Origin of the sequence: Oryzomonas sagensis, from assembly GCF_008802355.1 — a bacterium.
Classification (GTDB): domain Bacteria; phylum Desulfobacterota; class Desulfuromonadia; order Geobacterales; family Pseudopelobacteraceae; genus Oryzomonas; species Oryzomonas sagensis.
On sequence record NZ_VZRA01000003.1, the window covers coordinates 580826 to 604212 of the forward strand.

A 23387-nucleotide genomic window follows, 5' to 3' on the forward strand; every position below is an offset into this window, starting at 1 on the left:
GAACGGGACCGACCCGCATGAAGGCGAGTTCTCGCCCATGACCACCGAACAACGCGGTACTCCGTGGCCGCCGGGCCGGTTCTTCAGCTTCATGGCGGCCGTCATACGGGATTTCCGGCGCAACCAGGGTTTTCTTTTGTCCGGCGCCGTGGCCTACTACACCCTGCTGTCGGTGGTACCCCTGTCGATCCTGGTCCTGACCGTGCTATCCCACGTTATCGGCGAGGAACGGCTGGTAGCCACCATGGCGACCTATCTGGAGATGGTAGTGCCCGGTTATACGACCACCCTGCTGGAACAGGTGCGGGTCTTCATGGAGAACCGCCAGGTGATCGGCTTCATCGGTTTTATCGTCATGCTGTTTTTCAGTTCCATCGCCTTTACGGTCCTGGAAAACGCCATCTCGGTGATCTTTTTCCACCACGTCAGGCACGAGCGCCGCGGTTTCCTCGTCTCCGCCCTGATCCCCTTCGTCTATATCTGTGCCCTTGCCCTGGGCATCGTGCTGGTATCGGTGGTGGTGGGTGCGGTGGAGACCCTTGAAAGCCGGCATTTGGTCCTGTTCAACCGGAGCGTGAGCCTGGCCGGAACGGAGCGGATTGCATTATATACCTTGGGGATCGTCGGCGAACTGCTGATGCTCACGTCCATCTACCTGGTGATGCCGGTGGTACGGGTCACCTTTCGCCATGCCCTGATCGGCGGAGTGGCTGCCACGCTGTTATGGGAGATCACCCGCCGCATACTGGTCTGGTATTACGCATCCCTCTCCATGGTAAACATCATCTACGGCTCCATTGCCACGGTGGTGGTGACCCTGCTCAGTATCGAGGTGTCGGCCCTGATCCTGCTCCTGGGCGCTCAGGTCATTGCCGAACTTGAAACCACCCGTTTAACGGCCGCGGATAAGCCGGACGGGTTCGAGACATGATATCGCACAACCGGCAATACCACTCCACACAACAGGTCGGTGAACTTCTCGTATGACAAAAAGAACAATCCTGATCACCCTTGCCCTCATTGCCTTCCTCGCCCCGCTCCCGGTCCGGGCAGAAACCGTCGTCACCACGGCCCAATCGGAATATGCCCTGCTGACCGGCTACGGCATCACCCACCGTTATTTCGGCGCCACCCGCACCCAGGTGCAGACCTGGGACGCCATCGCCCGCTATGGCCGTTTCCTCTCCCAGGAGGTCGGCAGGGGAAGCTGGTATCAGGGGAGACACGAACTGCTGGTGGAGGTGCCCTATCACATGGCCGTGGACCATGACGCCAGGTCCATGGTGGGGGGGTATCTATTGGGAAGCTGGAAATTTACCGGGTTGGAGGGCATCTCCCCCTACGTCTTTGCCGGCGGGGGGATACTCTATGTGGATCTGGGGCTGCCCACCATGGGGACCAAGCTGGATTTTTCCTACCAGGGGGGAACGGGGGTGCAGTACTTCGTACGCAAGGACACGGCGCTCATGGCCGAGTACCGCTACCATCACATCTCAAACGCCGGAACCGCCGCGCCCAACGAGCCGCTCAATTCCAGCAAGTTCCTGGTGGGCGTGACATTCTATCGTTGAGCCTTGTCAATCCTCCTGGTAAAACCCTTTCAGGGCCATGGCCGCCGGCAGGGTCACCAGGGAAAAGAAGGTGATGAACCCCACCCCCAGGTTCGTGGCCCAGCCGATGGAGGACATGGCGCCGTAGTCGGTCAGGGCCAGGGACCCGAACCCGACGATGGTGGTCATGGCCGAAAGGAATACCGACCGGCCGATCTGCACATACTGCCGCTCCCGTTCGCCGGGTGCCGCCCCCGTGACCCGGAAGCGGATATACAGGCCGAAATCGCTCCCCATCCCCACGATCGTCACCAACACCATGGCATTCATGAAATTGAGCCCCATGCCGCTCAACGCCATGGTTCCCAACATGCACCCGGAGGCCGCCGCCACCGGAAACAGGGAATAGAGCACCCCCGACGGCATGCTGGCAAAATGAGCCAAAAGAAAGAACAACACCAGCACCCCACCCAACAGGAAGGCGCCGGTAAAGCTGTTCCGCACCGCATCCTTCAACTGGTTGCTGATCAGGTCGATGCCGGTCATGCGCGCCGCAGGGTCCAGAGCCGCCAGCGCGGCTTGAAAGGCGGGCAGATCGAGCGTGGAGCCGGAATAGTGCAGATACGCCAGGGCGTGGTAACCGGTGGCGGTTTTAACCAGATGGCGATCGACAACCCCCTTGAGGGGCGAGGCCGAAAGGCGGGCCACAGCCTCTTCGGGGCTTACCGGTACGGCTCGTTGCAGATTGCTCATCCCATCCAGAAACGGTTGGAACTGCTCCGTGGCAAACCCCTGCCGGTCAAGCGCCCCCCGCATGGACTTTTCAAGGCGTGCGCCGCCAAACTGCTCCCGTAGCCGGAGAGACAACTCCATTTGTGTCTTCTGGCTGTTGATCACACGGCAGAGGGATGACCACGCCACGATCTGTCCGCGCGCCTGGAGGGATGCCGCCAGTGCGTCCAGCCGAGAAACCCGTTCCAGAACATCGGGAAGATCACGCCCCTCCAACGCCACCAGTATCTGTTTCGGCGCGATACTCAAGTTCCGTTCAATCTTCTCCTGCGCGAGAAAAGCCTCGGAATGGCGCGGCTGCAGGTTTTTGAGTTCGCCATCGAACGTGATGGCAAAGGCCGCCCAGCAGAGCCCTGCCGTCATCAACAGGGAACCTGCGGCAACCACCGCCGGATGCCGCAGCACGGCGCGCCAGAGGCGTGGCAGGCCGAGACCGGGTATGGGACGGTAGGTGATGGGAAAGCGGCGTTCCATGAACAGCAGCAGAGGCGGCAGGAAAAACAAAGTGGCATAGAGGGAATAGATCACCCCCAGCCCCACCAGCAGGCCGAGTTCGTAGAGTGCGCGGACATCCGACACCATCAGCGCCAAAAACGGGACCGCCGTGGTAATGGCAGCGGTGAAGACGCCGCGGCCGGTGTCGAGAATCGCCAGTTCCAACGCTTCCTGAGATGTTTTGCCGGCAGCCCGCTCGCTATGGAAACGGTCATAGATATGGATCGAATAGTCGGTGCCGATGCCGGTGATGAGGGCGGTAAAGGCAAAGGAAATGATATGGATCGACCGGAGAAACAGCCCGGCGGTCCCCAGGGCGAACAGCACGCCGCACGCCAGGATCAGCGGAATGAGGAGGGTTGGCAACAAGCGCCGGTAGGCAATGTAGAAAATGCCCAACACCACCAAGAGCGAGATAACGATGCTGACGAGGACATTGGACTTCATCGCCGCTTCATCCAGCACGGCGCTGATATGTGCACCGGCGCAGGAGATCGAGATCGGAGAACTACGGCGGGCATCGTTGATGGCCGCCACCAGCTTGCGGGCGAACACCATGTCCTGGACCGGTCTGGCAGGTTCGGCGATCATGATCAGCACCGCACCGTTGCGGGAGAGAAAATAGGGGGATGCCGGATCGAGGTCGAGGGCCTGACCGCCGGTCTTGAGACGCGGCAGGATCAGGTCGCGCAGGGAAAACGGGTCAACGGTGGCCAAGCCGCTGGCAAAACCGCCGAACTGCCCGGCCAGGTTGGCCTGGAGTTGTTGCAGGGCTGCGTTTGCCTGGTCGGGGGCAAAACGGGCAACAAAACGAGGCAGATCATCCGGCTGAATGAAGAGCTGGGGATGGATGACGGCATAGGCAATCAGTTCTTTGAAGGATGCCGCCTGACTTTCGTCGTAGATCCTCCAGGTGATTCGTTTGAAGGCGGGCTGTCCATCGACGCGGGCCTGTCCGAGACGCTCGGCAAAACGTCCAGCCTCTGCAGGCAGGGACGGTGGATCGCCCTCCAGCAGAAAGTAGGCTTCATTGGCGCTGCCGGTCCACTCAAGCGAATCGAGCAACAGCCTGAGTGCTGGCTGGCGGGACGGGAAAAGCCGGAAGATATCCGTTTCGAAATGGATGGAGGTAATCACCGCGACCGACAGAACCACGGCAGCCGCGAACAGGCAAATGACGGCCAGGGGGCGCGTCGAGGCGACACGGAAGACCCAAGCCAGGTGACGGCGCGTAAGGGAGTTGCTGGCGGCGATGATACGTGAGGACCACGCGCGGAACATGGATTATTGCTTTCCTTGCAGTGCGGACAACGGGTAGATGGTCAGGTTGTCCACATGGGGGGTGAAGGCCTCCGGCGCCAGGTCGGTGTTGACCTCCGGTTCGGTGATCTTGATGCGGAAGCGGCCGCCGTCGTGGCTGTACATGATGATCTCCGTGGCCAGGGGCACGCCGTTCACCAGCTCGTAATCGTTGTAATGGGCCTCGTCGCCGTTAGCCAGACTTTTGACAACCACCAGCCCGTTCTCGAAGGTCACCCGTTCCTTCAGCCCCATACTGCCGGTCCGCTCCACGGTACCGTCGCGCAACGAACTGCCGGGGGCCGGCACCTCCATGACCCAGCGCGCCTGGCGCCAAGTATCCCCCTGCCCCTGTTGGGGAAGCTCGGCCAGCAAGCCGCGGAACGCCACCCCCTTGGAATTGTCCACAACCGTGACCTCTTCGCCCACCACAACGGTTTCCATTATGGTGGTGCCAAAGGGGGAAAGGATCACCATCCTCATCCGGTCGGGGCGCCGGTAGAGCAGAAAGCCGTTTGCGCCCATGCCCTGTTCACCCTTGGTGATGGAGAGGGACACGCCCGCCGAAAGGGTATCCACCTGGACGCCGGGCCGATACTCAAGGGGAGGCTTGGGGGTGAAGATGGCACAGCCGGAAGCCAGGAAGAAGATGGAAAACAGGAACAATAGGGGAAAATGACGTTTCATCGAAGGTCCGATCATTGGTCGCAAGGGTTATCCCGAAAAAATATTTGTCGCAGCGTCACGGAGACAACGCGCTATGATGTCATACGGCATTTACGTGAGGGCAAAAGGACCCGCATTGGTTAGGTTTGTCACTCCAGCCGGAAATCGCGGTCCGTCAGCCCCACGTTGCGGCGCACCTTCTTGAAGGTCATCACGGCACGGTCGCCGTTCCGCTCCATGATGACCAATTTCCTGATCGTGCCATCTTCCAGGAAGGTTATGACCAGTTCCTTGACCTGCCCCTTGCCGCGGGGCGCAATGGTGACGGTATAGACCGGGCCGGTCGCATCGGCGTGGACGCCCAGACCTTCCGGCAGGGTGGTGATCGGTGTGGCCAGTCGGGAGAACCACCGTTTCAGTCCCTGCTCCGGGGGCAGGACGATCCGGTTCCGTTCCCCGCCCGTACCCATGACCTGCTCGATGGTACTGTCCCGCAGGACCATGCGGCTGGCATAGGGTGCTTTGAGTTCAAGATAGAACTGGTCGGGCTTGCGAAAGCGCACCGTTCCGTTCATGGTCATGGCCCGTTTCATCACCGAGAGGCGCTTTTCCTGGCTGATATCGGCCGTAAAGTCCGTGACTCCGGTAAAGGCCTTGCGGAGAGCTTCGAGCCCGTCCACGGCCGGGATCTGGCGGGCCTGGCAGGGAAAAGCGCCCACGAGCAGCAGAAACAGCGCGGCGCATACAGCAGAGGTCCGCCACCAGGTGGCGGGGCTCTGAAAAAAGCGGGAACCTCGTGCAATCGGCATCATAGTTTACCTACTCCCAGGGTAAGTTGGGCCGTCACCAGCGTCCGGCCGTCGCATGTCACCTCTCCCTCCACCATGAAAAGCCTGCCAAAGGCCTTGATCACCCGAACCGAGACCGAAAGCTCATCTCCGGCCCGGGGCGCGCCGGAGAATTCGGCCCGGTCGACGGCCGCCAGAAAACCACCCTCCCCCTCGTCCTGAATGGTGAGGATGCCGGCCAACTGGGCGATGCACTCCACCAGCAGCACCTGGGGAAAGCTGCGGCCCGACGTGACGGCAACCCGGGCGGCCGCACGGGCGCCGGTCTCCAGTTCGACGACCCGGTCAAGGAGCAGAAAGGGGTAACGGTGGGGGAGATATGCCGCAGGATCAGACGTGATGCGAAGCTCCCTTCACTTCGCCGGGGATGCACGCCGTGGCTGCGCCTCCCGTGAAGCGGATGGCGTAGTAGGGGCCCTCGGGAGAGGCCGCCAGGTGCACCCCCTGTTGGCCGGGCTGAAGCTTGGCCAGCAGGGTAGCCATGGCCGTGCCCCCCATGGCCAGGGAACGTCCCAGAATGGCGGCGGTGTCGATGATGCCCCGGGCCTCGACCCGTTGCATCAGAAGCGGGGTGCCGCCGACGGTGCCGGAAAGGGAGAGCAGATCGCATCGCTCAACGCCGCTGAACAGACGTTCCACCCCCTCCTGTTCACGACCGGCCGGGAGCAGGCCGATGGTGGCGACCGTTCCGACTCTTCCCTTGACCGGGGCATTGCGGCGGGCGGCGTGGGCCGCGCTCTCCAACACCAGGATGCCGCTCCCCTCGCCGAAACAGGCGGCATAACGCCGCAGTTGGCCGGTGGCGGCAAAGCCTGCGATCATCAGCGGCGTCAGGTCATCGGCCCCGCCGGTCACCATGACGTCGGCCCGCCCTTCGGCGATGAAACGACAGGCCATGACAAAGGCCGACTCGGCTGAGCAGAAGCGCTGCACCAGGGTAACGTTGGGGCCCTTCAGGCCATGCTCGATGGAGGCGTTGCTGGCGGGAGCATTGGAGACGGTATTGGGGAAGAGCACCGGCGCCAATCCCTCGGCGCCGCTTTTGAAATAACCGCCGAGAAATTCGGCGGAATTGGCCACGCCACCGAAACCGCACCCCAGGGCGATCCCGATCCGCTCGGGATCGATGCTCTTCAGATCAATCCCGGCATCCTTGAGAGCCAGCCCCGAGGCACCGACGGTAAAGTGGCTGCACCGGTCCATCTTGCGAGCCTTGAGCGGCGGCATGAAATCCGAGGCCTTGAAGCCTGACGCTTTGCCCCAGCGCTGGCCCGCCCCCCCCGGCACATCGTCCGGTACGGGCGACAGGGCGTCCCGACCCGACCCGAGGAGTTCCAGCACCGCCTTCATGCCGTTGCCGGCGGCGGTCACGGCCGAGAAGCCGCTGACGACGATATCGTTGAAGGAGTAGATCATATGCCCAGCACCAGTGATGTGATGTTGCCCCCGAAGGCAAAGGAATTGGACATGGCGATGTCGGCCTCGCAGGAGCGTTTCCCCTCGTGGCAGTAGTCCAGGTCGCATTCCGGGTCGCGGCCACGGAAGTTCAAGGTTTGGGGAATGATGCGATGATTGAGGGCGATGACCGTGGCCAGGGCCTCGATAGCGCCGGCCGCCCCCAGACAGTGGCCGGTCATGGCCTTGGTGGAGATCAGCGGAACCGAGGGGATCCGTTCCCCGAAGACCAGCTGCATGGCATGGGACTCCACCACATCATTGAGCGGCGTGCCGGTGCCGTGGGCGTTGACCCACCCTACCCGACCGCTGTCGATACCGGCTGCGGCAATGGCGTTGCGCATGACCCTCGCCGCCGTGGAACCGGTCGGCTCCGGAGCGGTCATGTGATACGCCTCGCCGGCCAGGGCATAGCCGAGTACGGCCCCATACACCCGGGCTCCCCGCGCCACGGCATCCTCTTCGCTCTCCAACACCAGAAAGGCCGCTCCCTCTCCCAGGGAAATTCCCTGACGCCCCAGGCTGAAGGGGGAGCAGGGCTCGGGATCGACCACCTTCAGCGAATTGAAGCCGCCGAAGGTCAGAAGCGACAGGGTATCGGAACCACCAGCCAGCACGGCGCGCTGTTGGCCGGTGGCAACCAGTTCGGCGCCCCAGCCGATGGCGGTGGCCGAGGAGGAGCAGGCCGTGGTGACCGTCCCCTGGTAGCCGGCAAGGTTGCAGGCCCGGGCTATCTCGGTGGCGGTCTTGTCGGGCAGCACGCCGCGCAGCAAGACCGGCGGCGCGTTCTCTCCAACCAGCTGCGCTTTCAGCCACCGCTCCGCCTGGAACATGCCGGCCGCCCCTCCACCCATGGAAATCCCCATGTCAAAGGGTGAATAGGTCTCGGACAGGCCGCTGTCCGCCAGGGCCTCAGCGGCGGCGATCAGGCCGAACTGGTCGGCACGGGAGAGTTTCCGCGCCGTTATACGGTCGAAATGGTCCAGCGGATCATACCCCTTGACCTGGCAACCGATATGGGAAGGAAAGGCCGACACGTCGAACAGGTCCAAGGGCCCGATGCCGCTCTTACCGTTCAGCAGGGCATCGCTGAACTGGGCCACATTCTTGCCGGCCCCGCAGAAAACCCCCAGCCCGGTTATGACAACGCGTTTTTTAACCATTTAGCACCGTATATCGATACGTTATATTAACAATATAAAGTAAAACCTGAACAACAAAATCCCCGGATCCTCCCCCAGGGCACATCTGTTCCTAGACCGTGCCGCCATCCACGACCAAGGTCTGGCCGGTGATGTAGGAGGCCCGCTGGGAGGCCAGAAAAAGAACCGCTTCGGCGACCTCTTCGGGGGTGCCGATCCTGCCGAGGGCCGAGCCTTTGACGATCCGTTCCACCACGTCCTGCTTCAGCCCGGCGGTCATATCGGTTGCAATCAGGCCGGCCACGACGGTGTTGACCCGGATGCCCATCCCCCCAACCTCCCGGGCCAGGGATTTGGCAAAACTGATGGCGGCCCCCTTGGAGGCTGCGTAATTGGTCTGGCCGGCGGTGCCGGTCAGGGCGGAAATGGAGGACACCGTCACGATGCTGCCGCAGCGGCGGGCCATCATCTTGCGCACCCCCCACTTGCAACAGTGGAACAGGGGGGAAAGATTGGTGTGCATGACCGCCGCCCAATCCTCTTCGGCCATCATGGCCAGCCAGCCGTCGCGGATGATACCGGCGTTGTTGACCAGTACGTCGATATGGCCGCTCTCGCGCGAGGCCGCGTCGATCAGCTCCCTGGCCCCTGCAGCCGTGCCCACGTCGGCCTTGATCACGCTGATCGTGCCGGCCAGCCCCTGCGCCTCAGCGACCAGAGTTGCCGCCGCCTGGTCGTTGCTCAGGTAGGCGGCAAAGACGCGTGCCCCCTGACGGGCGAACAGCAGGGAAACGGCCCGGCCAATGCCGCGCGTGCCGCCGGTTACCACCACGATATGGTCTTTGAATTCCATCGAAACTCCGGTGAACATCTGATTACAAGGTCTTCATTCTAACGTTTTCACCGGAGCATGTCCAGAGCTGACATCAATTGTGCCCATCTACAGAGATCCAAGTCCTTTCGTTTTACGGCTTTTCAGCCGCCGGGGTGATTGCTTCGGTGTGAAGGCCCTTGACAGCGCGGCCGGTACGCTTGTATGGTGATCGCACTTATTCTCGGGGCGGGGTGAAATTCCCCACCGGCGGTATCCCGGTTTTTCCGGGGAGCCCGCGAGCGCTTCTTCCCTGTGGGGAGGAGGGTCAGCAGATCTGGTGAGACGCCAGAGCCGACGGTAACAGTCCGGATGAAAGAGGATAAGGCAGCGACCCACCCACTTGGTAACCGACATCCAACCGACACGCATCCACGTGCGCGCCGGCATGTCCCGTCTGCCGTCCTGCCGCCCTGAGACCAATTCCCCTTGTTGAAGGAGTCGAATCATGTCTCAGGAACTGCTGGTCTCTTTTGGTACCCCTTTTGAACGTGTTGAAAGCGCCCTGGCCGCATTGCGCACCGGTGCCGGCGTGTTGGTCACCGATGATGCGGAACGGGAAAACGAGGGTGACCTCATCTTTGCCGCCGAGTCCCTGACCCCGGCCCAGATGGCGCTCATGATCCGGGAGTGCAGCGGGATCGTGTGTCTCTGCCTGACCCCCGAAAAGGTTGCATCGCTCAACCTGTCGATGATGGTGGCGGAGAACTCCAGCCGCTATCAGACCGCCTTCACGGTCACCGTCGAGGCTGCGGAAGGCGTGACCACCGGGGTTTCCGCCCAAGATCGGGTGACCACCATCCAGGCCGCCATTGCCGACCGGGCCCGGCCGTCGGATTTGAACAGCCCCGGCCATGTGTTCCCCTTGCGGGCGCGTCCCGGCGGCGTACTGGAGCGTGGGGGGCACACCGAGGCAACGGTTGACCTGATGCGCCTGGCCGGGCTCAAACCGTGCGGCGTACTGTGCGAGTTGACCAATGAGGATGGCACCATGGCCCGGATGCCGGAAATTATCTCGTTTGCGAAGAAGCATAAGCTCCCGGTGGTTACCGTTGCCGACCTGATAGCCTATCGGCAGCAGGGCGGACACGCCTGAACGGCGTTGAGGCGATCAAGGGGGGATAACGTGGTTGATTCCGCCGCCGTGCCGCTTCTATTCGCGGGCATGGCAGCGGAATCAACTGCCTGACAGGGATGGTGTACCAGCCGAAAATTTTCAGCTGACGCGGTGAGCCCTACCCGCCCCGCACCCGCCATAACAGGTGATAGAGCGGGGCAAGCCGGATAAATCCCTCTTCCAGTTCCCGGCGCAACTCCGGCGAGAACAGCCGCGCATCCGCTTCGCGGTTGCAGACCAGGTAGACATTCTTGCGTTGGTGCCACTGTTGCAGATCCTCCGCCAAGCCCGGATTGAGCGGCCGCCGGTACAGGTCCCCTTCCAGCTCAAAGACCGTCTGTTTTCCAAGGCAGGCCGCAATCTTCCTGAACTCGACCGGCTTTGTGTCGATGAACCGGCGCAGTTTATCCATGGTCTCCCGTGACGCGCCGTAAAACCCCATACCGTACCGGTAACTGTCCGCCGTAATCTCGAAGAAGAAGCAGGGGGCGTCCTTCCACTCCTTGCTGAGACGCTTGAAACTGACCCAGAGACAGGTCTTGTAGGGGGCTTTGTTGCGGGAAAAACGGGTATCCCGGTAGATGCGGGAGATGGTCTTGTCCACGGCCGGAATGGTGATCACCTGGGGATCGATGGCCAGCATGGCGTCGGCAAGGTCGCAAACGAGCGCCTTGAGGGGCTCCATGAGGTAACTCTCGAACTCATGGCGGTGGGCCTCAAACCACGGCTTGGTGTTGTTGGCGGCCAGTTGTTCGAAAAATCCCGTCACATGGGGCAAAAAACCGGTGAATGCGTGTTCCATCGCGTTACTCCCTGTCTAGTGCGGAAACGGCGTCATCCCGTGGAGTGCCGTCACCTTCGCGCCTTGCCGCAGATGTCGTCTATACTGATCTTGAATACCTTGGTTAGTTCCCGCTTGGCCTCGATGTAGTCTAACCCCGACAAGCGGAACGCCGTGGAGTACTTGGCCAGGAGTCCTTCCAGGGCCTGCTGCTTCTCCTCCTCGAAGACCTCCGTCGCCCTGCCGGAGATGACGACGCTTTCATACCTGGTGGCAAACTGGTCGGGAAGGACCTCGGTCGTGCCCACGACACAGAACGATACCCTGCTGTCGGCGGCAATGTCGGTCAGCTTGTGCCCTTCCAGGGCGCAGTGGAAGTAGATGGCGTCGTTGCCGAGGCAGTAACTGAGCGGGATGCCGTACGGCTGGCCATCCGGGTCACAGGTGGAAAGGATTCCGTATTCGCCCCGTTCCAGGATCGCCCTCGCCTCCGGCTCCGTAAGGGCCCGCTCTTTGCGGCGCAGTTCATGGTGCATGTCGACAACTCCTTATCGGTATGGATTGTATTGTCAGGGCCTATCGGTTGATGATCGCCATCATGGCAGCAGGATAGCGCTCGCCGGCAGCCGCGCCCTTGGGCAGCACCCTGTCGATCTCGGCCATTTCGGCTGTGCTGATCGCCACCGTTGCGGCGGCCACATTCTCTTCCAGGTATTTTCTGCGCTTGGTTCCCGGTATGGGCACGATGTCGTTTCCCTGGGCCAGCACCCAGGCCAGGGCCAGTTGCCCCGGCGTGCACCCCTTGCGCGCGGCAATGGCCTTGATCTGCTCCACCAGGTGCAGGTTCCTGCCGAAGTTCTCACCCTGAAAACGGGGGGAGAGGCGACGGTAGTCGTCGGCATCGAAGTCCTCGAACCGGGTGATCTGCCCGGTCAGGAACCCGCGCCCCAGGGGACTGTAGGCCACCAGGCCGATCCCCAACTCCCGCAAGGTCGGCAGCAGTTCGTCCTCCGGGTCACGGCTCCAGAGCGAGTATTCGCCTTGCAGCACACTGACGGGATGCTCGGCGTGGGCGCGACGGATGGTGAGCGGACCGGCTTCGGACAGGCCAAGGAAGCGGACCTTGCCGGCGGTCACCAGATCGCCCATGGCACCCACGGTTTCCTCTATCGGCACCTCCGGGTCCACCCGGTGTTGATAGTAGAGGTCGATATGGTCTATATCCAGCCGCTTCAGGGAGGCGTCGCAGGCCGAGCGCACATAGTCGGGGCGGCCGCATACGCCGCGATAGTTCGGGTCCGCGGTACGGACAATGCCGAATTTCGTCGCCACGACCACAGCCTTGCGTTTTCCCTTGATCGCCCTGCCGACCAGCTCCTCGTTGGTAAACGGGCCATACATGTCGGAGGTATCCAGCATGGTGACGCCCAATTCCAGGGCCCGGTGGATGGTGGCGATGGCTTCGGCCTCGTCCCGCCGGCCGTAGAAATCGGACATCCCCATGCACCCCAGCCCCTGGGCCGAGACAACCAACCCTTGCGTTCCCAGTGTTCTCTGTTCCATGCTCAATCTCCTTGTGGTGTCAGCGAACGGGCCAGACAAATTTTTCTCCCACGGCCATCCGCTTCATGGCCGGATGGGGGCCATCCTTGGGCAGGGCGGCCAGTTCCCGGGCGAAGAATGCAACTTCGCGCCATGACGCAACCGGCCACATGCAAGCTGCCATAAAAGCGGCCTGTTCAGAAAGTTGCCCGGCGCAAAAATACGACATACTTATTCCGAATGGCTTCCCATGGTCCCGATCCGCCTGCGCGACAGGATCAACACGCCGGCCAGCACCGCAATAGCGCCCAGAACCAGATTGGAGACCAGAAAGGCATGCCGCGCTCCATGGTGCTCAAAGGCGCCCCACATGCTCCCCGCCAACAGGCTGCCTAAGCCCTGACCGGCCACCCGGGCCACGGAGAGCAGGCCCGAGGCGACCGCCTCGGTCTCCGGCGGCGCCTGGGAGAGCACGGCGGCATTGTTGGCGGCCTGAAACAACGCCCGGCCGATACCGATACCGGTCAGACCGGGCACGACCCGGCCGGTGATGCCCTGAACCCAGGAGGACAGGGCCAACACCGCGCTGCCGAGCCAACTGACCCGCTCGTAGCCGACACGGTCCGAGAGCCGTCCCGCCACCGGGCCGAGGACCATCAGCAGCACCGGGGGCAGCAGCATGGCGAGCCCGACCCGGCTGGGGGTCATGCCGCCCGCTTCCAGGTAAAAGGGCCATAACAGGTTGCTGCCGAAGGACTGGGCAAAGAAACAGACCGTGGCCAGGAGGGCCAGCAGGAAGCGGGGGGCGCGGATGGCGCGGCGCAGCCCTTCCCGCAGCCCCACGCCGTGTAGTTCGGTCAGACGGCCGGAGAGCAGAAAGGCCGCCAGTCCGAAGGGCAGATTGATGAAGAAGATGCTGCGCCAGCCGAACCAATCCACCATGAAACCGCCCAGGGGGGGCCCCATCATGGTACCGGCAGCGACTGCACCCGCCACCATCCCCAGAGCCCAGCCGCGACGTTCGGGAAAGGTGGCGGCGGTCATGCCCGGCACCAGGCCGACGATGCCTGCTCCGGCAACCCCTTGCAGAAAACGCAGAAGGTACAGTACCGCCAGGTTGGGCGAAAGCGCCAAGAAGAACGAGATCATGCTGAAGCAGATCAGCGAGGCGCGGTAGACCCGCACCGTGCCGACCCTGCCGGCCAGACCGGACAGGGGCAGAAAGGCGAGGGCCGAACCGACCAGATAGAGGGTGGAGGCCCACTGGACGTCGCCGGCATGGCTGTGAAAATGGGCCGCCAGGGACGGCAGCGCCAGGTTGAGGGCGCTGGAATCCACCGTGGAAAGGGTGATGCCGATGAGGAGTGCCGCCAGCCGCAGGTCGATACGGGGCGCGGATGATTTGGCAGAAGCAATCACGGGAGTCGATGAGGGCATCACAACGGTCTGATGCGGCTTCTGCCCAGGCGCTTCATCAGTTTCCAGAGCGGCCCCTTGACCGGGAACATGCGCAGGGCCTCCAGCATGGCGTCGCTGATATTCACCTCCAGGCCGGGTACGACCCAGTTTTTGCGCTTGATCGCCTCCGACGTGACCAGTTCGGTCAACTCGTCCCTGACGGCCGGCGAGATATAGAAGACCGGCTCCAGCAGGTTGGTGGCGCTATCGATGACCCCTTCCGCCAGGGCGGTCCGGTGCAACGGCGTGCCGGGAAAGATACGGATGCCGGTCATGGCGATGATCGCCGTCGGTTCCAGTTCGTCCATCAAGTTGAAGCTTTCCAGGATAGTCTCCCGCGTCTCCCCCGGCCCGCCGAACAGGATGTAATGGGCGAAATCCACCTGCCGCTCGCGGCATAGACGCGAACCTTCACGGACGTCGGCCACCGTAAATGCCTTGCCCAGATTCTTCAGCATGACCGGCGAGCCGGATTCGGTGCCGTATTCCACGGCGTCGCACCCCGCGGCCAGCATGACATCCAGCAGGCCGGGCGGCATGAAGGCCGGATTGATGAAGGCCGACCAGTTGATCGCCAGCCGCTCCGCGGTCATGGCCCGGCAGAGCTGTTCGGCGAACTCGGTCGGGTAGTTGAAGATGTCGTCCACAAAATAGATATAGCTGACCCCGTGATCCTCCACCAGGGCGCGGACCTCGGCGATGATGTCACGGATCGGCCGCAGGCGCATCCGACGCCCTTCCAGCAGGGGATAGGTGCAGTAGATGCAGGCGAAGGGGCAGCCGCGCTTGGTCTGCACATTGGCCATGCCACCCTGGCGCTGGTAGCGTGCCACGTCGAACAGGTTCCGGTCAGGGGTAGCGATCCGCTCCACCGGCAACGCCGGCAGAAATTCATCAGCACCCCGCGCCAGCACTCCCGGCAGGCCGGACGGGCAGGCGCCCTGCCCGATCGCTTCCACGAGCCGGGGCAGCACCTCCTCCCCCTCGCCCACCACGCCGTAATCGGCGTCCACATAGGCCAGGATCTCCCGGGGCATCAGGGAAAAACCGGAACCGCCCACCACGACCCGGGCACTCCTGCGGCAGACGGAGACCACCTCCCGCACCCCGGCCAGATAGGAACGGCAACCGGGCCAGGTCACATTGTCGATGTTACGCAGGGAGACCACCACCAGGGCCGGCGAGAATGAGGCGAGTCGTTCCTCCAAGGCCGTTTCGGGCTCCTGTTCGAAACAGAGGTCGAGCACGGCAAGTTCATGGCCGGCAATTGCCAGGGGGGCAGCCAGATAGGAGAGACCGATGGGGAACACCGGATAGGGGGAATGTTCACGGTTGGCCGAAACCAGTAGGATCTTCATGTCGCCTCCAGCCAGGCCTTCATCCGCTCGACCCGCTCGGCAACCGCAGGCGGCATCTGGAATTGCAGAACGCCGTTCAGGTCGGTCAGGGCGTGGCGGGTCAGGCCGGTGGCCAGTTTTTTGCCGTCAGGGTCCAGTATGACGCTTTCAAAGACCAGGGTGGCCGTCTCGCTCGGCGTCAAGGTGGTGCGGACGGTCAACAGGTCGTTGTAGCGGGCGGAACGCAGGTACTTTATCTCCAGCGCGACCACCGGGCCAAGATAGCCGAGAGCCCCCAATTGGAAGGCATCCAGCCCGAATCTGCCGGCCAGTTCACTGCGGCCGATCTCCATCCAGGCAACGTAATGCCCGTGCCAGGCCACCTGGTAGGCGTCCACCTCGTTGAAGCGCACGGTTATGGCGGTTTCGTGGTAGTTCATAGCCTGCTCTCGATCCAGCGATTGTATTTCTTGAGCGAATCCCCCGCCCCCACTTCCACGAAACGGGCTGCGCCGGACCGCTTCAGGGCGCGATAGGTCTGTTCCCAGTGGACCGTTTCCGTCAATTCCCGCATCAGGAACGAGGGAATCTCGGCGGCGGTGAGGAACTCCTGATCAATGTGGTTCATGAGCGGGATAGCCGGTTCCCGGTAGCGATAATCCCGGAAAATGGCCGTCAACTCCTCCTCCGCCTCGGCCAGGAGCGGGGTATGCAACGGGGCGTCGCAGGGGAAGAGCTTGGCCGAAAAGGCCCCCGCTGCGAGAGCTTCGCTCAAGGTGGCCTCCATGTCGTGACGCCTGCCGGCCAGCAGAAAATGGTGCGAGGTGTTGTGATTGGCAAGAAAGACCGCACCTTCGGCGGCCAGTACCGCCAACTTCTCCGCCGTAAGCCCCACCAGGCATCCCAGGGCATAATCCCGTCCCAGGAAGCGCTGTTCCATGCAGGCACCCACCCGAAAGGCAATCTCCAGGGCCTCCCCTTCGCTGACCGAACCGCAGGCCGCCAGGGCGGCGTAGATTCCCATGCTGTGCTCGGCCGCCAGCGCCGGCTTCACCCCTTCCAGCCGCAGGCAGCGTTGGCGATAGAGACTCACGGCCACCCCGTAGACCTGGAGGGCCACCTGCTCCGTATGCGTTCCCTCCGGCCAGGTGAAGGTAGCCAAGTCCAGCCCGGTATGGGCGCGGGCCAGCGCGGCGACCGCGCTGAAATCGGCGTTGCAGGGAAGTATGGCATCGTGGGCCAGAGGTTGACCGGGAAACATGAAACAGATCATTTTTTACCTTCACAGGTGATTTGCGGGGCCCGGCAGCGGTTCGCGCGGTGTTCCCGCAGGTATTCGGCCGGCTTCATCATGCGTTGGGTGCGCAGCAGGACCCGGATGATATAGGGTATCTGGGAGGGGCGCACCTGGCGGACCCAGTCCAGGAGACTCTTGTTGCCGGCGGTATTGAGGATCGAACGGCGCCAGGTCTCGGCGTACAGCTCGAAGAAGCGCTCTGCCCCCAGACGCGGCTCCCACAGCAGGTGGTGCATATCGAAGTTGGCCCACGGCTGGCCGGCGGTGCGGGCCAACTCGCTTTGATAGTAGTCGGTCCCCGGCAGGGGGGTCAGGATGGTGAAACCGGCCCGCTGCAGGCCGTGGCGTTCCACAAACGCCCACAATTCCCGGAACTGCGCCTCATCCCAATCCGGGTCCACCAGAAAGTTGCCGTTGATGCCGTAGCGCAGTTCCCGGGCGATGCGCACCGCCTCGATGCTGTCGCCGATGCCGGAATCCTTGGACAGGCCGGCCAGACCGTCGTCGCTGGCCGCCTCCAACCCCAGGAAGATGTCGAAATCCTTGGCCAGGGGGCGCCAGGCGGCCATGAGTTCGCCACTGCGGCGGATCAGATCGGTGCGGGTCTGGACCAGAATCCAGCGTTTATACACCCCGCGGCGCTTGAGGGCGGCGGCCAGCTCGAGGCTGCGCTCGGGATTATACCAGAACAGGTCGTCAGCCACAAAGATAGCATCGCCGCAGGTGGCAAAATCCTCCACCACCGCCGCGATGGAGCGCTCCCGGCAGGTGCGGCCGTAAAGCTGCCACACCGAGCAGAACGAGCAGCGGTGCGGACAGCCCCGGGCGGTCTCGATCAGCCAGACCGGCTTGAACAGCAGACAGTGATACCCGGTGCGATGCCGCTGCACCAGGTTGCGGGCAGGCAGGGGGACCAGGTCGAGCGGGGTGCGTTCCTCCAGGGGAGGGGTCGTGATCCAGCCATCGGCAGTCCTGAGCCGCAGTGCCGGCACCCGGGCAAGCTCCCCACCCTGTTCCAGGCAGGCTGCCAGGCGCACAACCGCCTCTTCGCCGTCATCCACCATAATGGCGTCGATCGGGTCATGCTCCAAAGGCGCCGGGAAGGCCGCGGCGGCATGCCCTCCCACCACGATGAAGGCCTCCGGCGAGGCCAGTCGCACCTCTCGGGCGGTTTCAAGCACCCGGTCGAATTCCAGGGAGTGGAGGCAACTGATGCCCACCAGGCGGGGGCGTGTGCGGCGTACCCAGGTTGCGGCACCTGGCCGAAAACGCAGGTCGGCGATAGTGACATGGTGCCCCGTACCCATCAGGGCCGCAGCGATGTATTCGAGCCCCAAAGGCTCGACCCGGAAGAAGGGGCCAAGCCCGAAACGGTCATTGCCGGGATGGGGACGGAGCAACAGGATGTTCATGGTTTTATTCCTTGCTCGTGACCAAGGGGGCCGCCGGAACCCTTTGGGGGGTACACGACCTCCTCGTCCCCGTAGACGCCTCCCCGGCGCAGGACATTATAGGCCAGATTGACGAGCTTGCCGTTTCCCCGCATGACGCGCGAGAGGACCGAGGGCCAGCGGTAGACCTCACGACGCGCCGCCCGCCATCCCCGGTACAACTGCTCCGGCGACATCAGCTTGGGACGGAAGACCACCTGATTATGGTCATAGTGCTGCCACTCCTTATGGAGCATGCGCCCCTCCCGATCGAACTGCTCGAACAGCGCCGTACCGGGATAGGGGGTCAGGATGTGAAAGGTCGGGATACTGGGCGCACACTCCTCCAGATACCGGACCGTGGTCTCGAAAACGCTCTCGTCATGGTCATCGAAGCCGAAGATCATGGAGGCTTCCAGCACGATGCCGGTGTCCCGCACCCGTTTGATCAGGTCGGCCTGACTGAATCTGCTGCCGGTCTTGGGGTGGTTGGCCTGGAGCCCGGTGACCGATTCGATGCCGACAAAGATGCCGATGCAACCGGATTGTGCCAGGAGGCTCACCAATTCGGGGTCCTCGGCAAAGCGGAGATTGGCCTGCCCGCCCCAGCGCAGCCCGAGACCGGCCATGCCGCGCAGGATCGGCTTGGCCCGCTCCGGGTCGCCCAGGATATTGTCATCGAGAAATACCGTCAGCTTGCGGTCGAAGGAGCGCAGTTCCGCCAGGATGTCGTCGGGGTCGCGATAGCGGAAGGTGCGGCCGAAATAGGGGGTGACCGTGCAGAACGGGCAGTCGTAAGGGCAGCCGCGGCTGGCCTGAATGGTCTGGGTGGTAAGGTAGGTGCGGCCCGCCAGAAAATCGCGCCGCGACCAGGGGATCTCCAGGAGATCGCCATGGGGGATGGCGCGGTAGCGCGGCGCCATGCGCCCGGCCTGCAGATCGCTCAATAGCTGCGCCCAGACCGGCTCCGCCTCGCCGATCACCACCGCATCGGCATGCTGTAACGCCTCGTCGGGAAGCACCGTGGGATGGATGCCGCCCAAAACCACCGGAGTCCCCCGCTGCCTGAAACGGTCGGCAATCTCATAGGCCCGGACCGCCTGATGGGTCATGGCGGTAATTCCCACCAGGTCGAATTGGCCGTCAAAAGGGATATCTTCATGGATTTCGTCGGCCAGCAGCACCTCCCACTCGGGCGGCGTTGCCGCGGCGACCTGCTTCAGGGAGAGGGACGGAAGTTGAAAACGGCGCACCCACCCCAATTTTTGGGTGGCGGGATAGATCAACAGCAGTCTCGGAGCGGCAGTCATCACAACGATACCGCCCCCGGATGGCATGGCGCTGCCGCGGCGCCCTCCCCTGCCGAAGACCAAACGGCCCGATGCGTCATGCCGTCACCTTCCTGCGCTTCAAGGCCGCGCGGAAACCGAAATTCATCGGTCCGAAGACCTGCACCGAGCGGTGCAGTTTGAAAATCCGGCGGTACATGGACGAAAAGGAGTAGAATGAGCGGCAGAGTTGTTCATAACCCTGCTGGAGCTGTTCGGCACTCATGCCGAGCGGCCGGAAGGTAACGTGTTCCATATCGTAGTCGCGCCAGTTGTTGGAAAAGATGCGCCCTTCGGCCTCGAGGCGGCGACGGACGCTGGTTCCGGGATACGGGGTCAGGATGGGAAAGATGGCCGCCTCGAGACGGGCGTCCTCGCAAAAGCGCAACGTCTGTTCGAAGATGGCCGGGGTATCGCCATCGTACCCCATGACAAAGGAGCCCAGAATGCCGATGCCATTGTCGCGAAAGGCCTGGGCGTCCTCCAGGTAGGAACGGGCCCGGTTGGTGACCTTGCCCATGGCCGACAGGGACTCCTGGTTCAGGGATTCGAAGCCCACGAACATCCCCACGCAGCCCGATTCCCCAGCCGCCTTCATCAACTCCCGGTCGGCGGCGAAATCGATGGGTGAATGGGAGAGCCACTTGAAATCCATCCCCTTCATGCCGGCAAACAGTTCCAGGGCGTACTTCCGGTCGGCAACGATGTTGTCATCCACAAAAAAGAGAAACGAGTTGGCCTTGCGGAGCAGCTCAAGTTCCTGCAGGATGTTTGCCACCGGCCGCTTGCGATATTTGCGGCCGTAGAAAGCGGTCACCGAGCAGAACTCGCAGTCGAAGGGGCAGCCGCGGGTGGTCTGGACGGTGTTGGTGAGCAGATAACGCTTCCCCGTAAAGATCTCGCGGCGGGCGCGAGGAATGGCGGCCATCTCCATCTGGGTGCCGGATTGGTAGAGGCGCTTGAGGCTCCCCTGGCGATAGTCGGCCAGAAGCTGCGGCCAGACCAGTTCCCCCTCCCCCACCACCACGGCATCCGCGTGGCCGAGCGCCTCGTCCGGCAGGTTGCTGGCATGGAAGCCCCCCATGACCACCGTCTTCCCCCGGCGGCGGAATTCGTCGGCGATCTCGTAGGCGCGGGGCGCCTGGGGGGTCATGGCGGTCAGGGCGACGAGGTCGGCTGTGCAGCAGTAGTCAATGGTCTCGAAATTGTCGTCAAGGAAGGCGACGTCCCATTCCGGCGGGGTAACGGCGGCAATCGACGCCAGGGAGAGGGTGGGAAACTTGAAGGCCAACTCCCCCCACAGTCGCCCCTTTTCCCAGCCGGGCGAGACGAAGAGCACCTTCATTTTTTATGTTCCGCGATATACTCCGCCATGCTGCGCACCGAGGCAAACACCTTCGTGCCGGTGGCCGCGTCGGGCACGACCACGCCGAAATCCTTTTCCATGGCCACAACCAGTTGCAGGGCATCTATGGAGTCGAGCCCCAAACCTTCGCCGAACAGGGGGGCGTCGGTCTCGATCTCGTCGGGGGACATCCCTTCGATGCGCAGGCTTTCAATGATCAACTGTTTCACTTTTGGAATCAACTCTTCACTCATTCACAAGTCCTCTCACCAATATAGTGCCTCGCACGTGCCTTTTGTCAGCGTTCTTCCCTTCGTTTGCGCGGTTCCGCGGCGGAGTGTTCCCCGCCCCAGAAATCGAAGAAATTGTACCACTGGTCGGGATACCGCCCGATATAGCGTTCGAACACCGCAGCCAGTTGTTCCATACCGCTCCGAATCGCCTCGGTATGCCCCCCATGGCCCCCTTTGAAATAGATCGGTTCATCCATCAACGTGGCGTACCGATCCCCCTCAAGCGGTACGAAGACCGGGATGACCGGAGCTCCGCTGGCCAGGGACAGATAGGCGGCCCCCACCGGGAAGGGGGTCGGCTTTCCGAAAAAATCAATGATGCTGGTATGGGAAGAGCCGTCGCGCTCCCCCAGGAGGCAGAGCACCTCGTTGCGCCGCAGGGCGTTGACCGCCTCGATGATCGCAAGTGGCGAGGTATCGTCGCGATCGACGTAAATAAAGCCGATACCGCGCATGCCGCGCACCTTCTCCCGCAGTTCGTTCACCTTCTCATCAGGCTCCCGGAAGGTGAGCACGTTGACCTTGTATCCCAGGTCGGCCAGTCCCAGTCCGCCCAGTTCCCAGTTGCCGAAATGGGGCGAGACCAGGATGGCGCCGGTTCCCGCGGCCAGAGCGTCGTCCAGCGGTTTCTGGGTACTGCGCCGGCCGATGAGGGCCTGCAACCGTGGGCCGGTAAGGCGCATCATCAGCATCACGTCGCACCAGTTGCGTGCATATTTGTAGTAGGCTGAAACCACCAGCCGCTCCACATTGGCGCGTCCGGTGACGGTGCGCATGTTTGCCCGAAAGCCGCGGCGCTTCTCGCCAAGAAGGAGGTAGAACAGCATCACGCAGCAGAAGGCGGCCGGAGGAAACAGCCTGCGCGGCACCACAATGGTGAACAGGTTGATAAGGAACAGGTTGATACCGCTGTAGAGGGCCATCTTAGGTGCGCGACGCCTTTCCCTTTTTGACCGGGTGCCCCTTGAATTCCGCCTCCCACGCCTCATCGGCGATCTCGCCGTAGCGTCGGGAATAGTCGTCCATACTGTCCGCCAGGCCGGTAAAGATCTCATCGGCTCCCTCGTGGGTGGCGTAGGCCCCTTCCGAGGCGAACAGTTCACGGCCCGCATCGGGGTGATCGATCAGCATGCAGGGGCGCAGCAGGTTGTCGTGCTCCCCCTGTTTCTGCCGGATTTTCTGGAACAGCGGCGACGCCAGCGCATCGCGCAGTGACGTGCGACGGATGTTATCCGCGGCAAAGTGGCAGAAGACGCACGGTTCGATATCGCCGTTGGCATTGATGTGGAAATATTTTCGCCCTCCGGCCAGACAGCCGGAGATCATCGGGCCGTCGTTCCAAAAATCCACGAACAGCATCGGCTTGGTGGCCCGGTAACCGGTCACCGTCCGGCGCAGGAGATCGCGCTGCTCGGGGGTCGGCATCAGCTCGGGGTCAGGCTTGCGCCCCACCGGCACGTAGGAGAACAGCCACATGGCAAAAACCCCCTTGTCCAGGAGCATGTCGATGTAACGGGCATTGGTGATGATGTCAGTGTTCTTGCGGGAATGGGTGAACGAACCGCAGAAGGAGAGCCCCCCCTCGCGCAGCAGGTCCATGGCCCGCATGACCTTTTTGAAATGCCCGGCCCCGCGACGTTCGTCGGTCTCCTGCTCATATCCCTCCAGCGAGAAGGCCGGCATGACGTTGCCCACCTCGGTCAACCGCTCCACCATCCGCTCGTCGATCAGGCCGCCGTGGGTAAAGACCAGAAAGGCCATGTCGCTGTGCTTCTTGAATATCTCGAAGATGCCTTTCATGTAGAACGGCTCGCCGCCGGAGATGACCGCAAAATAGATTCCCATCTCCTTGAGCTGGTTCAGCACCGAATCAAGTTCGTCCAGGGAGAGTTCCAGGGATTTTTTGTAATCGCCGGCATAGCAGCCGTAGCAGGAGAGATTGCAGCGCATGGTCGGGCTGATCACCACGGTGGAGGGGGGATAGAAGCCGTTTTGGTCGGCCCATTCCTTGCGTTTGTTGGTGCCGTTCAGCAGGTGATTTATGGCCAGGTTGCTGATCCACTTGTCCCGCTGGTTGGGGTGCAGGTCGCGCAAGATGCGGCGGGGGAATTCGATACTGGGATGTTTCTCGCGGATCAGGCCGCGAATCCAGCGGATACGTTCTTTGTAGTAGTCTTTTTTGGGAATCAACTCCATCAGGTGCGTCATCTTGATCAGGGTCTCATCCGATGAATTCGTCGCCATGGACAGGAGGTACGAGAGCACTTTTTCCCTGGTATAGTTTTTCAGTGTCTGGATCATGCTTTCCACTCCACTCGTCTGAATCGGTTCGGTTGGTACG

The 23387-nt window shown here is 62.6% G+C and carries 24 protein-coding genes and 1 riboswitch; of the genes, 3 read left to right on the forward strand and 21 right to left on the reverse strand.

Going from position 1 to position 23387, the window contains the following annotated elements; all coding sequences use genetic code 11:
* The first annotated feature begins 37 nt into the window (after positions 1-37).
* Together F6V30_RS13450 and F6V30_RS13455 are read left to right on the forward strand one after the other, a co-directional pair.
* Positions 38-931: a YihY/virulence factor BrkB family protein gene (locus tag F6V30_RS13450; RefSeq protein ID WP_151157451.1), complete on the forward strand. Its 894-nt coding sequence runs from the start codon at positions 38-40 to the stop codon at positions 929-931.
* A 52-nt stretch (positions 932-983) separates the two neighbouring features.
* A complete protein-coding gene (locus F6V30_RS13455) occupies positions 984-1571 on the forward strand; it encodes an acyloxyacyl hydrolase (protein ID WP_151157452.1) in 588 nt (195 codons plus the stop codon).
* 6 nt (positions 1572-1577) lie between these two features.
* Here F6V30_RS13455 and F6V30_RS13460 read toward each other — a convergent pair whose 3' ends face one another.
* From F6V30_RS13460 to F6V30_RS13490, 7 genes are all read right to left on the reverse strand, one after another.
* Positions 1578-4118, reverse strand: a complete 2541-nt coding sequence (locus tag F6V30_RS13460; protein ID WP_151157453.1) for an MMPL family transporter — start codon at positions 4116-4118, stop codon at positions 1578-1580.
* A 3-nt stretch (positions 4119-4121) separates the two neighbouring features.
* A complete protein-coding gene (locus F6V30_RS13465) occupies positions 4122-4823 on the reverse strand; it encodes a lipoprotein insertase outer membrane protein LolB (RefSeq protein WP_191965693.1) in 702 nt (233 codons plus the stop codon).
* 128 nt (positions 4824-4951) lie between these two features.
* On the reverse strand, positions 4952-5614 hold the full coding sequence (locus tag F6V30_RS13470; RefSeq protein WP_246163511.1) for a LolA family protein: 663 nt from the start codon (positions 5612-5614) through the stop codon (positions 4952-4954).
* Positions 5611-5991: an ApeP family dehydratase gene (locus F6V30_RS13475; protein ID WP_151157455.1), complete on the reverse strand. Its 381-nt coding sequence runs from the start codon at positions 5989-5991 to the stop codon at positions 5611-5613. Before F6V30_RS13475 ends, F6V30_RS13470 begins: the two co-directional genes overlap by 4 nt.
* The gene (locus tag F6V30_RS13480) at positions 5981-7066 is read right to left on the reverse strand and encodes a beta-ketoacyl synthase N-terminal-like domain-containing protein (RefSeq protein ID WP_151157456.1); all 1086 of its coding nucleotides are present in this window, start codon (positions 7064-7066) and stop codon (positions 5981-5983) included. The genes F6V30_RS13475 and F6V30_RS13480 overlap by 11 nt, the downstream gene beginning before the upstream one ends.
* Positions 7063-8268 carry a beta-ketoacyl-[acyl-carrier-protein] synthase family protein gene (locus F6V30_RS13485; protein WP_151157457.1) on the reverse strand — a complete coding sequence of 402 codons (1206 nt, stop codon included), beginning with the start codon at positions 8266-8268 and terminating at the stop codon, positions 7063-7065. The genes F6V30_RS13480 and F6V30_RS13485 overlap by 4 nt, the downstream gene beginning before the upstream one ends.
* A gap of 91 nt (positions 8269-8359) precedes the next feature.
* Positions 8360-9100 (reverse strand): 3-oxoacyl-ACP reductase family protein, encoded by a 741-nt coding sequence (locus F6V30_RS13490; RefSeq protein WP_151157458.1) that lies wholly within the window; start codon positions 9098-9100, stop codon positions 8360-8362.
* A gap of 194 nt (positions 9101-9294) precedes the next feature.
* Positions 9295-9446, forward strand: a riboswitch (FMN riboswitch).
* Positions 9447-9566: 120 nt separating this feature from the next.
* On the opposite strand from F6V30_RS13490, the gene ribB reads away from it, so the two are divergent.
* Positions 9567-10214, forward strand: a complete 648-nt coding sequence (ribB, locus tag F6V30_RS13495; protein WP_151157459.1) for a 3,4-dihydroxy-2-butanone-4-phosphate synthase — start codon at positions 9567-9569, stop codon at positions 10212-10214.
* A gap of 139 nt (positions 10215-10353) precedes the next feature.
* Here ribB and F6V30_RS13500 read toward each other — a convergent pair whose 3' ends face one another.
* The 14 genes from F6V30_RS13500 to F6V30_RS13560 all read right to left on the reverse strand — a co-directional run bounded on the left by F6V30_RS13500 (position 10354) and on the right by F6V30_RS13560 (position 23347).
* The gene (locus F6V30_RS13500; protein ID WP_151157460.1) at positions 10354-11037 is read right to left on the reverse strand and encodes a DUF2461 domain-containing protein; all 684 of its coding nucleotides are present in this window, start codon (positions 11035-11037) and stop codon (positions 10354-10356) included.
* A 50-nt stretch (positions 11038-11087) separates the two neighbouring features.
* Positions 11088-11552, reverse strand: coding sequence for a pyridoxamine 5'-phosphate oxidase family protein (locus tag F6V30_RS13505; RefSeq protein ID WP_151157461.1), 465 nt, complete (start codon positions 11550-11552; stop codon positions 11088-11090).
* Positions 11553-11592: 40 nt separating this feature from the next.
* Positions 11593-12579 (reverse strand): aldo/keto reductase, encoded by a 987-nt coding sequence (locus tag F6V30_RS13510; protein ID WP_151157462.1) that lies wholly within the window; start codon positions 12577-12579, stop codon positions 11593-11595.
* Between the two features lie 19 nt (positions 12580-12598).
* Positions 12599-12742 carry a hypothetical protein gene (locus F6V30_RS17140; RefSeq protein WP_191965694.1) on the reverse strand — a complete coding sequence of 48 codons (144 nt, stop codon included), beginning with the start codon at positions 12740-12742 and terminating at the stop codon, positions 12599-12601.
* A 47-nt stretch (positions 12743-12789) separates the two neighbouring features.
* Positions 12790-13977: an MFS transporter gene (locus F6V30_RS13515; protein WP_246163512.1), complete on the reverse strand. Its 1188-nt coding sequence runs from the start codon at positions 13975-13977 to the stop codon at positions 12790-12792.
* A 17-nt stretch (positions 13978-13994) separates the two neighbouring features.
* The gene (locus F6V30_RS13520; protein WP_151157463.1) at positions 13995-15374 is read right to left on the reverse strand and encodes a lipid biosynthesis B12-binding/radical SAM protein; all 1380 of its coding nucleotides are present in this window, start codon (positions 15372-15374) and stop codon (positions 13995-13997) included.
* Positions 15371-15793, reverse strand: coding sequence for an acyl-CoA thioesterase (locus F6V30_RS13525; RefSeq protein ID WP_151157464.1), 423 nt, complete (start codon positions 15791-15793; stop codon positions 15371-15373). Before F6V30_RS13525 ends, F6V30_RS13520 begins: the two co-directional genes overlap by 4 nt.
* Entirely contained in the window at positions 15790-16626 is an 837-nt protein-coding gene (locus tag F6V30_RS13530) for an ACP S-malonyltransferase (protein WP_151157465.1), read from the reverse strand. Before F6V30_RS13530 ends, F6V30_RS13525 begins: the two co-directional genes overlap by 4 nt.
* Positions 16623-18062, reverse strand: coding sequence for a B12-binding domain-containing radical SAM protein (locus tag F6V30_RS13535; protein WP_151157466.1), 1440 nt, complete (start codon positions 18060-18062; stop codon positions 16623-16625). The genes F6V30_RS13530 and F6V30_RS13535 overlap by 4 nt, the downstream gene beginning before the upstream one ends.
* The gene (locus tag F6V30_RS13540; RefSeq protein ID WP_151157558.1) at positions 18059-19390 is read right to left on the reverse strand and encodes a B12-binding domain-containing radical SAM protein; all 1332 of its coding nucleotides are present in this window, start codon (positions 19388-19390) and stop codon (positions 18059-18061) included. The genes F6V30_RS13535 and F6V30_RS13540 overlap by 4 nt, the downstream gene beginning before the upstream one ends.
* A gap of 76 nt (positions 19391-19466) precedes the next feature.
* Positions 19467-20753: a B12-binding domain-containing radical SAM protein gene (locus tag F6V30_RS13545; RefSeq protein WP_151157467.1), complete on the reverse strand. Its 1287-nt coding sequence runs from the start codon at positions 20751-20753 to the stop codon at positions 19467-19469.
* Positions 20750-21007 (reverse strand): phosphopantetheine-binding protein, encoded by a 258-nt coding sequence (locus tag F6V30_RS13550; RefSeq protein ID WP_151157468.1) that lies wholly within the window; start codon positions 21005-21007, stop codon positions 20750-20752. Before F6V30_RS13550 ends, F6V30_RS13545 begins: the two co-directional genes overlap by 4 nt.
* A 44-nt stretch (positions 21008-21051) precedes the next feature.
* Positions 21052-21969: a lysophospholipid acyltransferase family protein gene (locus F6V30_RS13555; protein ID WP_151157469.1), complete on the reverse strand. Its 918-nt coding sequence runs from the start codon at positions 21967-21969 to the stop codon at positions 21052-21054.
* Between the two features lies 1 nt (position 21970).
* Positions 21971-23347 (reverse strand): radical SAM protein, encoded by a 1377-nt coding sequence (locus F6V30_RS13560; protein ID WP_151157470.1) that lies wholly within the window; start codon positions 23345-23347, stop codon positions 21971-21973.
* Positions 23348-23387 lie beyond the last annotated feature (40 nt).

What these genes read in the sequence shown, in the direction of transcription:
- F6V30_RS13450 (WP_151157451.1), top strand. Translation starts at nt 38, where the DNA reads ATGACCACCGAACAACGCGGTACTCCGTGGCCGCCGGGCCGGTTCTTC.
- F6V30_RS13455 (WP_151157452.1), top strand. Translation starts at nt 984, where the DNA reads ATGACAAAAAGAACAATCCTGATCACCCTTGCCCTCATTGCCTTCCTC.
- F6V30_RS13460 (WP_151157453.1), bottom strand. Translation starts at nt 4,118, where the DNA reads ATGTTCCGCGCGTGGTCCTCACGTATCATCGCCGCCAGCAACTCCCTT.
- F6V30_RS13465 (WP_191965693.1), bottom strand. Translation starts at nt 4,823, where the DNA reads ATGAAACGTCATTTTCCCCTATTGTTCCTGTTTTCCATCTTCTTCCTG.
- F6V30_RS13470 (WP_246163511.1), bottom strand. Translation starts at nt 5,614, where the DNA reads ATGATGCCGATTGCACGAGGTTCCCGCTTTTTTCAGAGCCCCGCCACC.
- F6V30_RS13480 (WP_151157456.1), bottom strand. Translation starts at nt 7,066, where the DNA reads ATGATCTACTCCTTCAACGATATCGTCGTCAGCGGCTTCTCGGCCGTG.
- F6V30_RS13485 (WP_151157457.1), bottom strand. Translation starts at nt 8,268, where the DNA reads ATGGTTAAAAAACGCGTTGTCATAACCGGGCTGGGGGTTTTCTGCGGG.
- F6V30_RS13490 (WP_151157458.1), bottom strand. Translation starts at nt 9,100, where the DNA reads ATGGAATTCAAAGACCATATCGTGGTGGTAACCGGCGGCACGCGCGGC.
- ribB (WP_151157459.1), top strand. Translation starts at nt 9,567, where the DNA reads ATGTCTCAGGAACTGCTGGTCTCTTTTGGTACCCCTTTTGAACGTGTT.
- F6V30_RS13500 (WP_151157460.1), bottom strand. Translation starts at nt 11,037, where the DNA reads ATGGAACACGCATTCACCGGTTTTTTGCCCCATGTGACGGGATTTTTC.
- F6V30_RS13505 (WP_151157461.1), bottom strand. Translation starts at nt 11,552, where the DNA reads ATGCACCATGAACTGCGCCGCAAAGAGCGGGCCCTTACGGAGCCGGAG.
- F6V30_RS13510 (WP_151157462.1), bottom strand. Translation starts at nt 12,579, where the DNA reads ATGGAACAGAGAACACTGGGAACGCAAGGGTTGGTTGTCTCGGCCCAG.
- F6V30_RS17140 (WP_191965694.1), bottom strand. Translation starts at nt 12,742, where the DNA reads ATGGCAGCTTGCATGTGGCCGGTTGCGTCATGGCGCGAAGTTGCATTC.
- F6V30_RS13520 (WP_151157463.1), bottom strand. Translation starts at nt 15,374, where the DNA reads ATGAAGATCCTACTGGTTTCGGCCAACCGTGAACATTCCCCCTATCCG.
- F6V30_RS13525 (WP_151157464.1), bottom strand. Translation starts at nt 15,793, where the DNA reads ATGAACTACCACGAAACCGCCATAACCGTGCGCTTCAACGAGGTGGAC.
- F6V30_RS13530 (WP_151157465.1), bottom strand. Translation starts at nt 16,626, where the DNA reads ATGATCTGTTTCATGTTTCCCGGTCAACCTCTGGCCCACGATGCCATA.
- F6V30_RS13535 (WP_151157466.1), bottom strand. Translation starts at nt 18,062, where the DNA reads ATGAACATCCTGTTGCTCCGTCCCCATCCCGGCAATGACCGTTTCGGG.
- F6V30_RS13540 (WP_151157558.1), bottom strand. Translation starts at nt 19,390, where the DNA reads ATGACTGCCGCTCCGAGACTGCTGTTGATCTATCCCGCCACCCAAAAA.
- F6V30_RS13545 (WP_151157467.1), bottom strand. Translation starts at nt 20,753, where the DNA reads ATGAAGGTGCTCTTCGTCTCGCCCGGCTGGGAAAAGGGGCGACTGTGG.
- F6V30_RS13550 (WP_151157468.1), bottom strand. Translation starts at nt 21,007, where the DNA reads ATGAGTGAAGAGTTGATTCCAAAAGTGAAACAGTTGATCATTGAAAGC.
- F6V30_RS13555 (WP_151157469.1), bottom strand. Translation starts at nt 21,969, where the DNA reads ATGGCCCTCTACAGCGGTATCAACCTGTTCCTTATCAACCTGTTCACC.
- F6V30_RS13560 (WP_151157470.1), bottom strand. Translation starts at nt 23,347, where the DNA reads ATGATCCAGACACTGAAAAACTATACCAGGGAAAAAGTGCTCTCGTAC.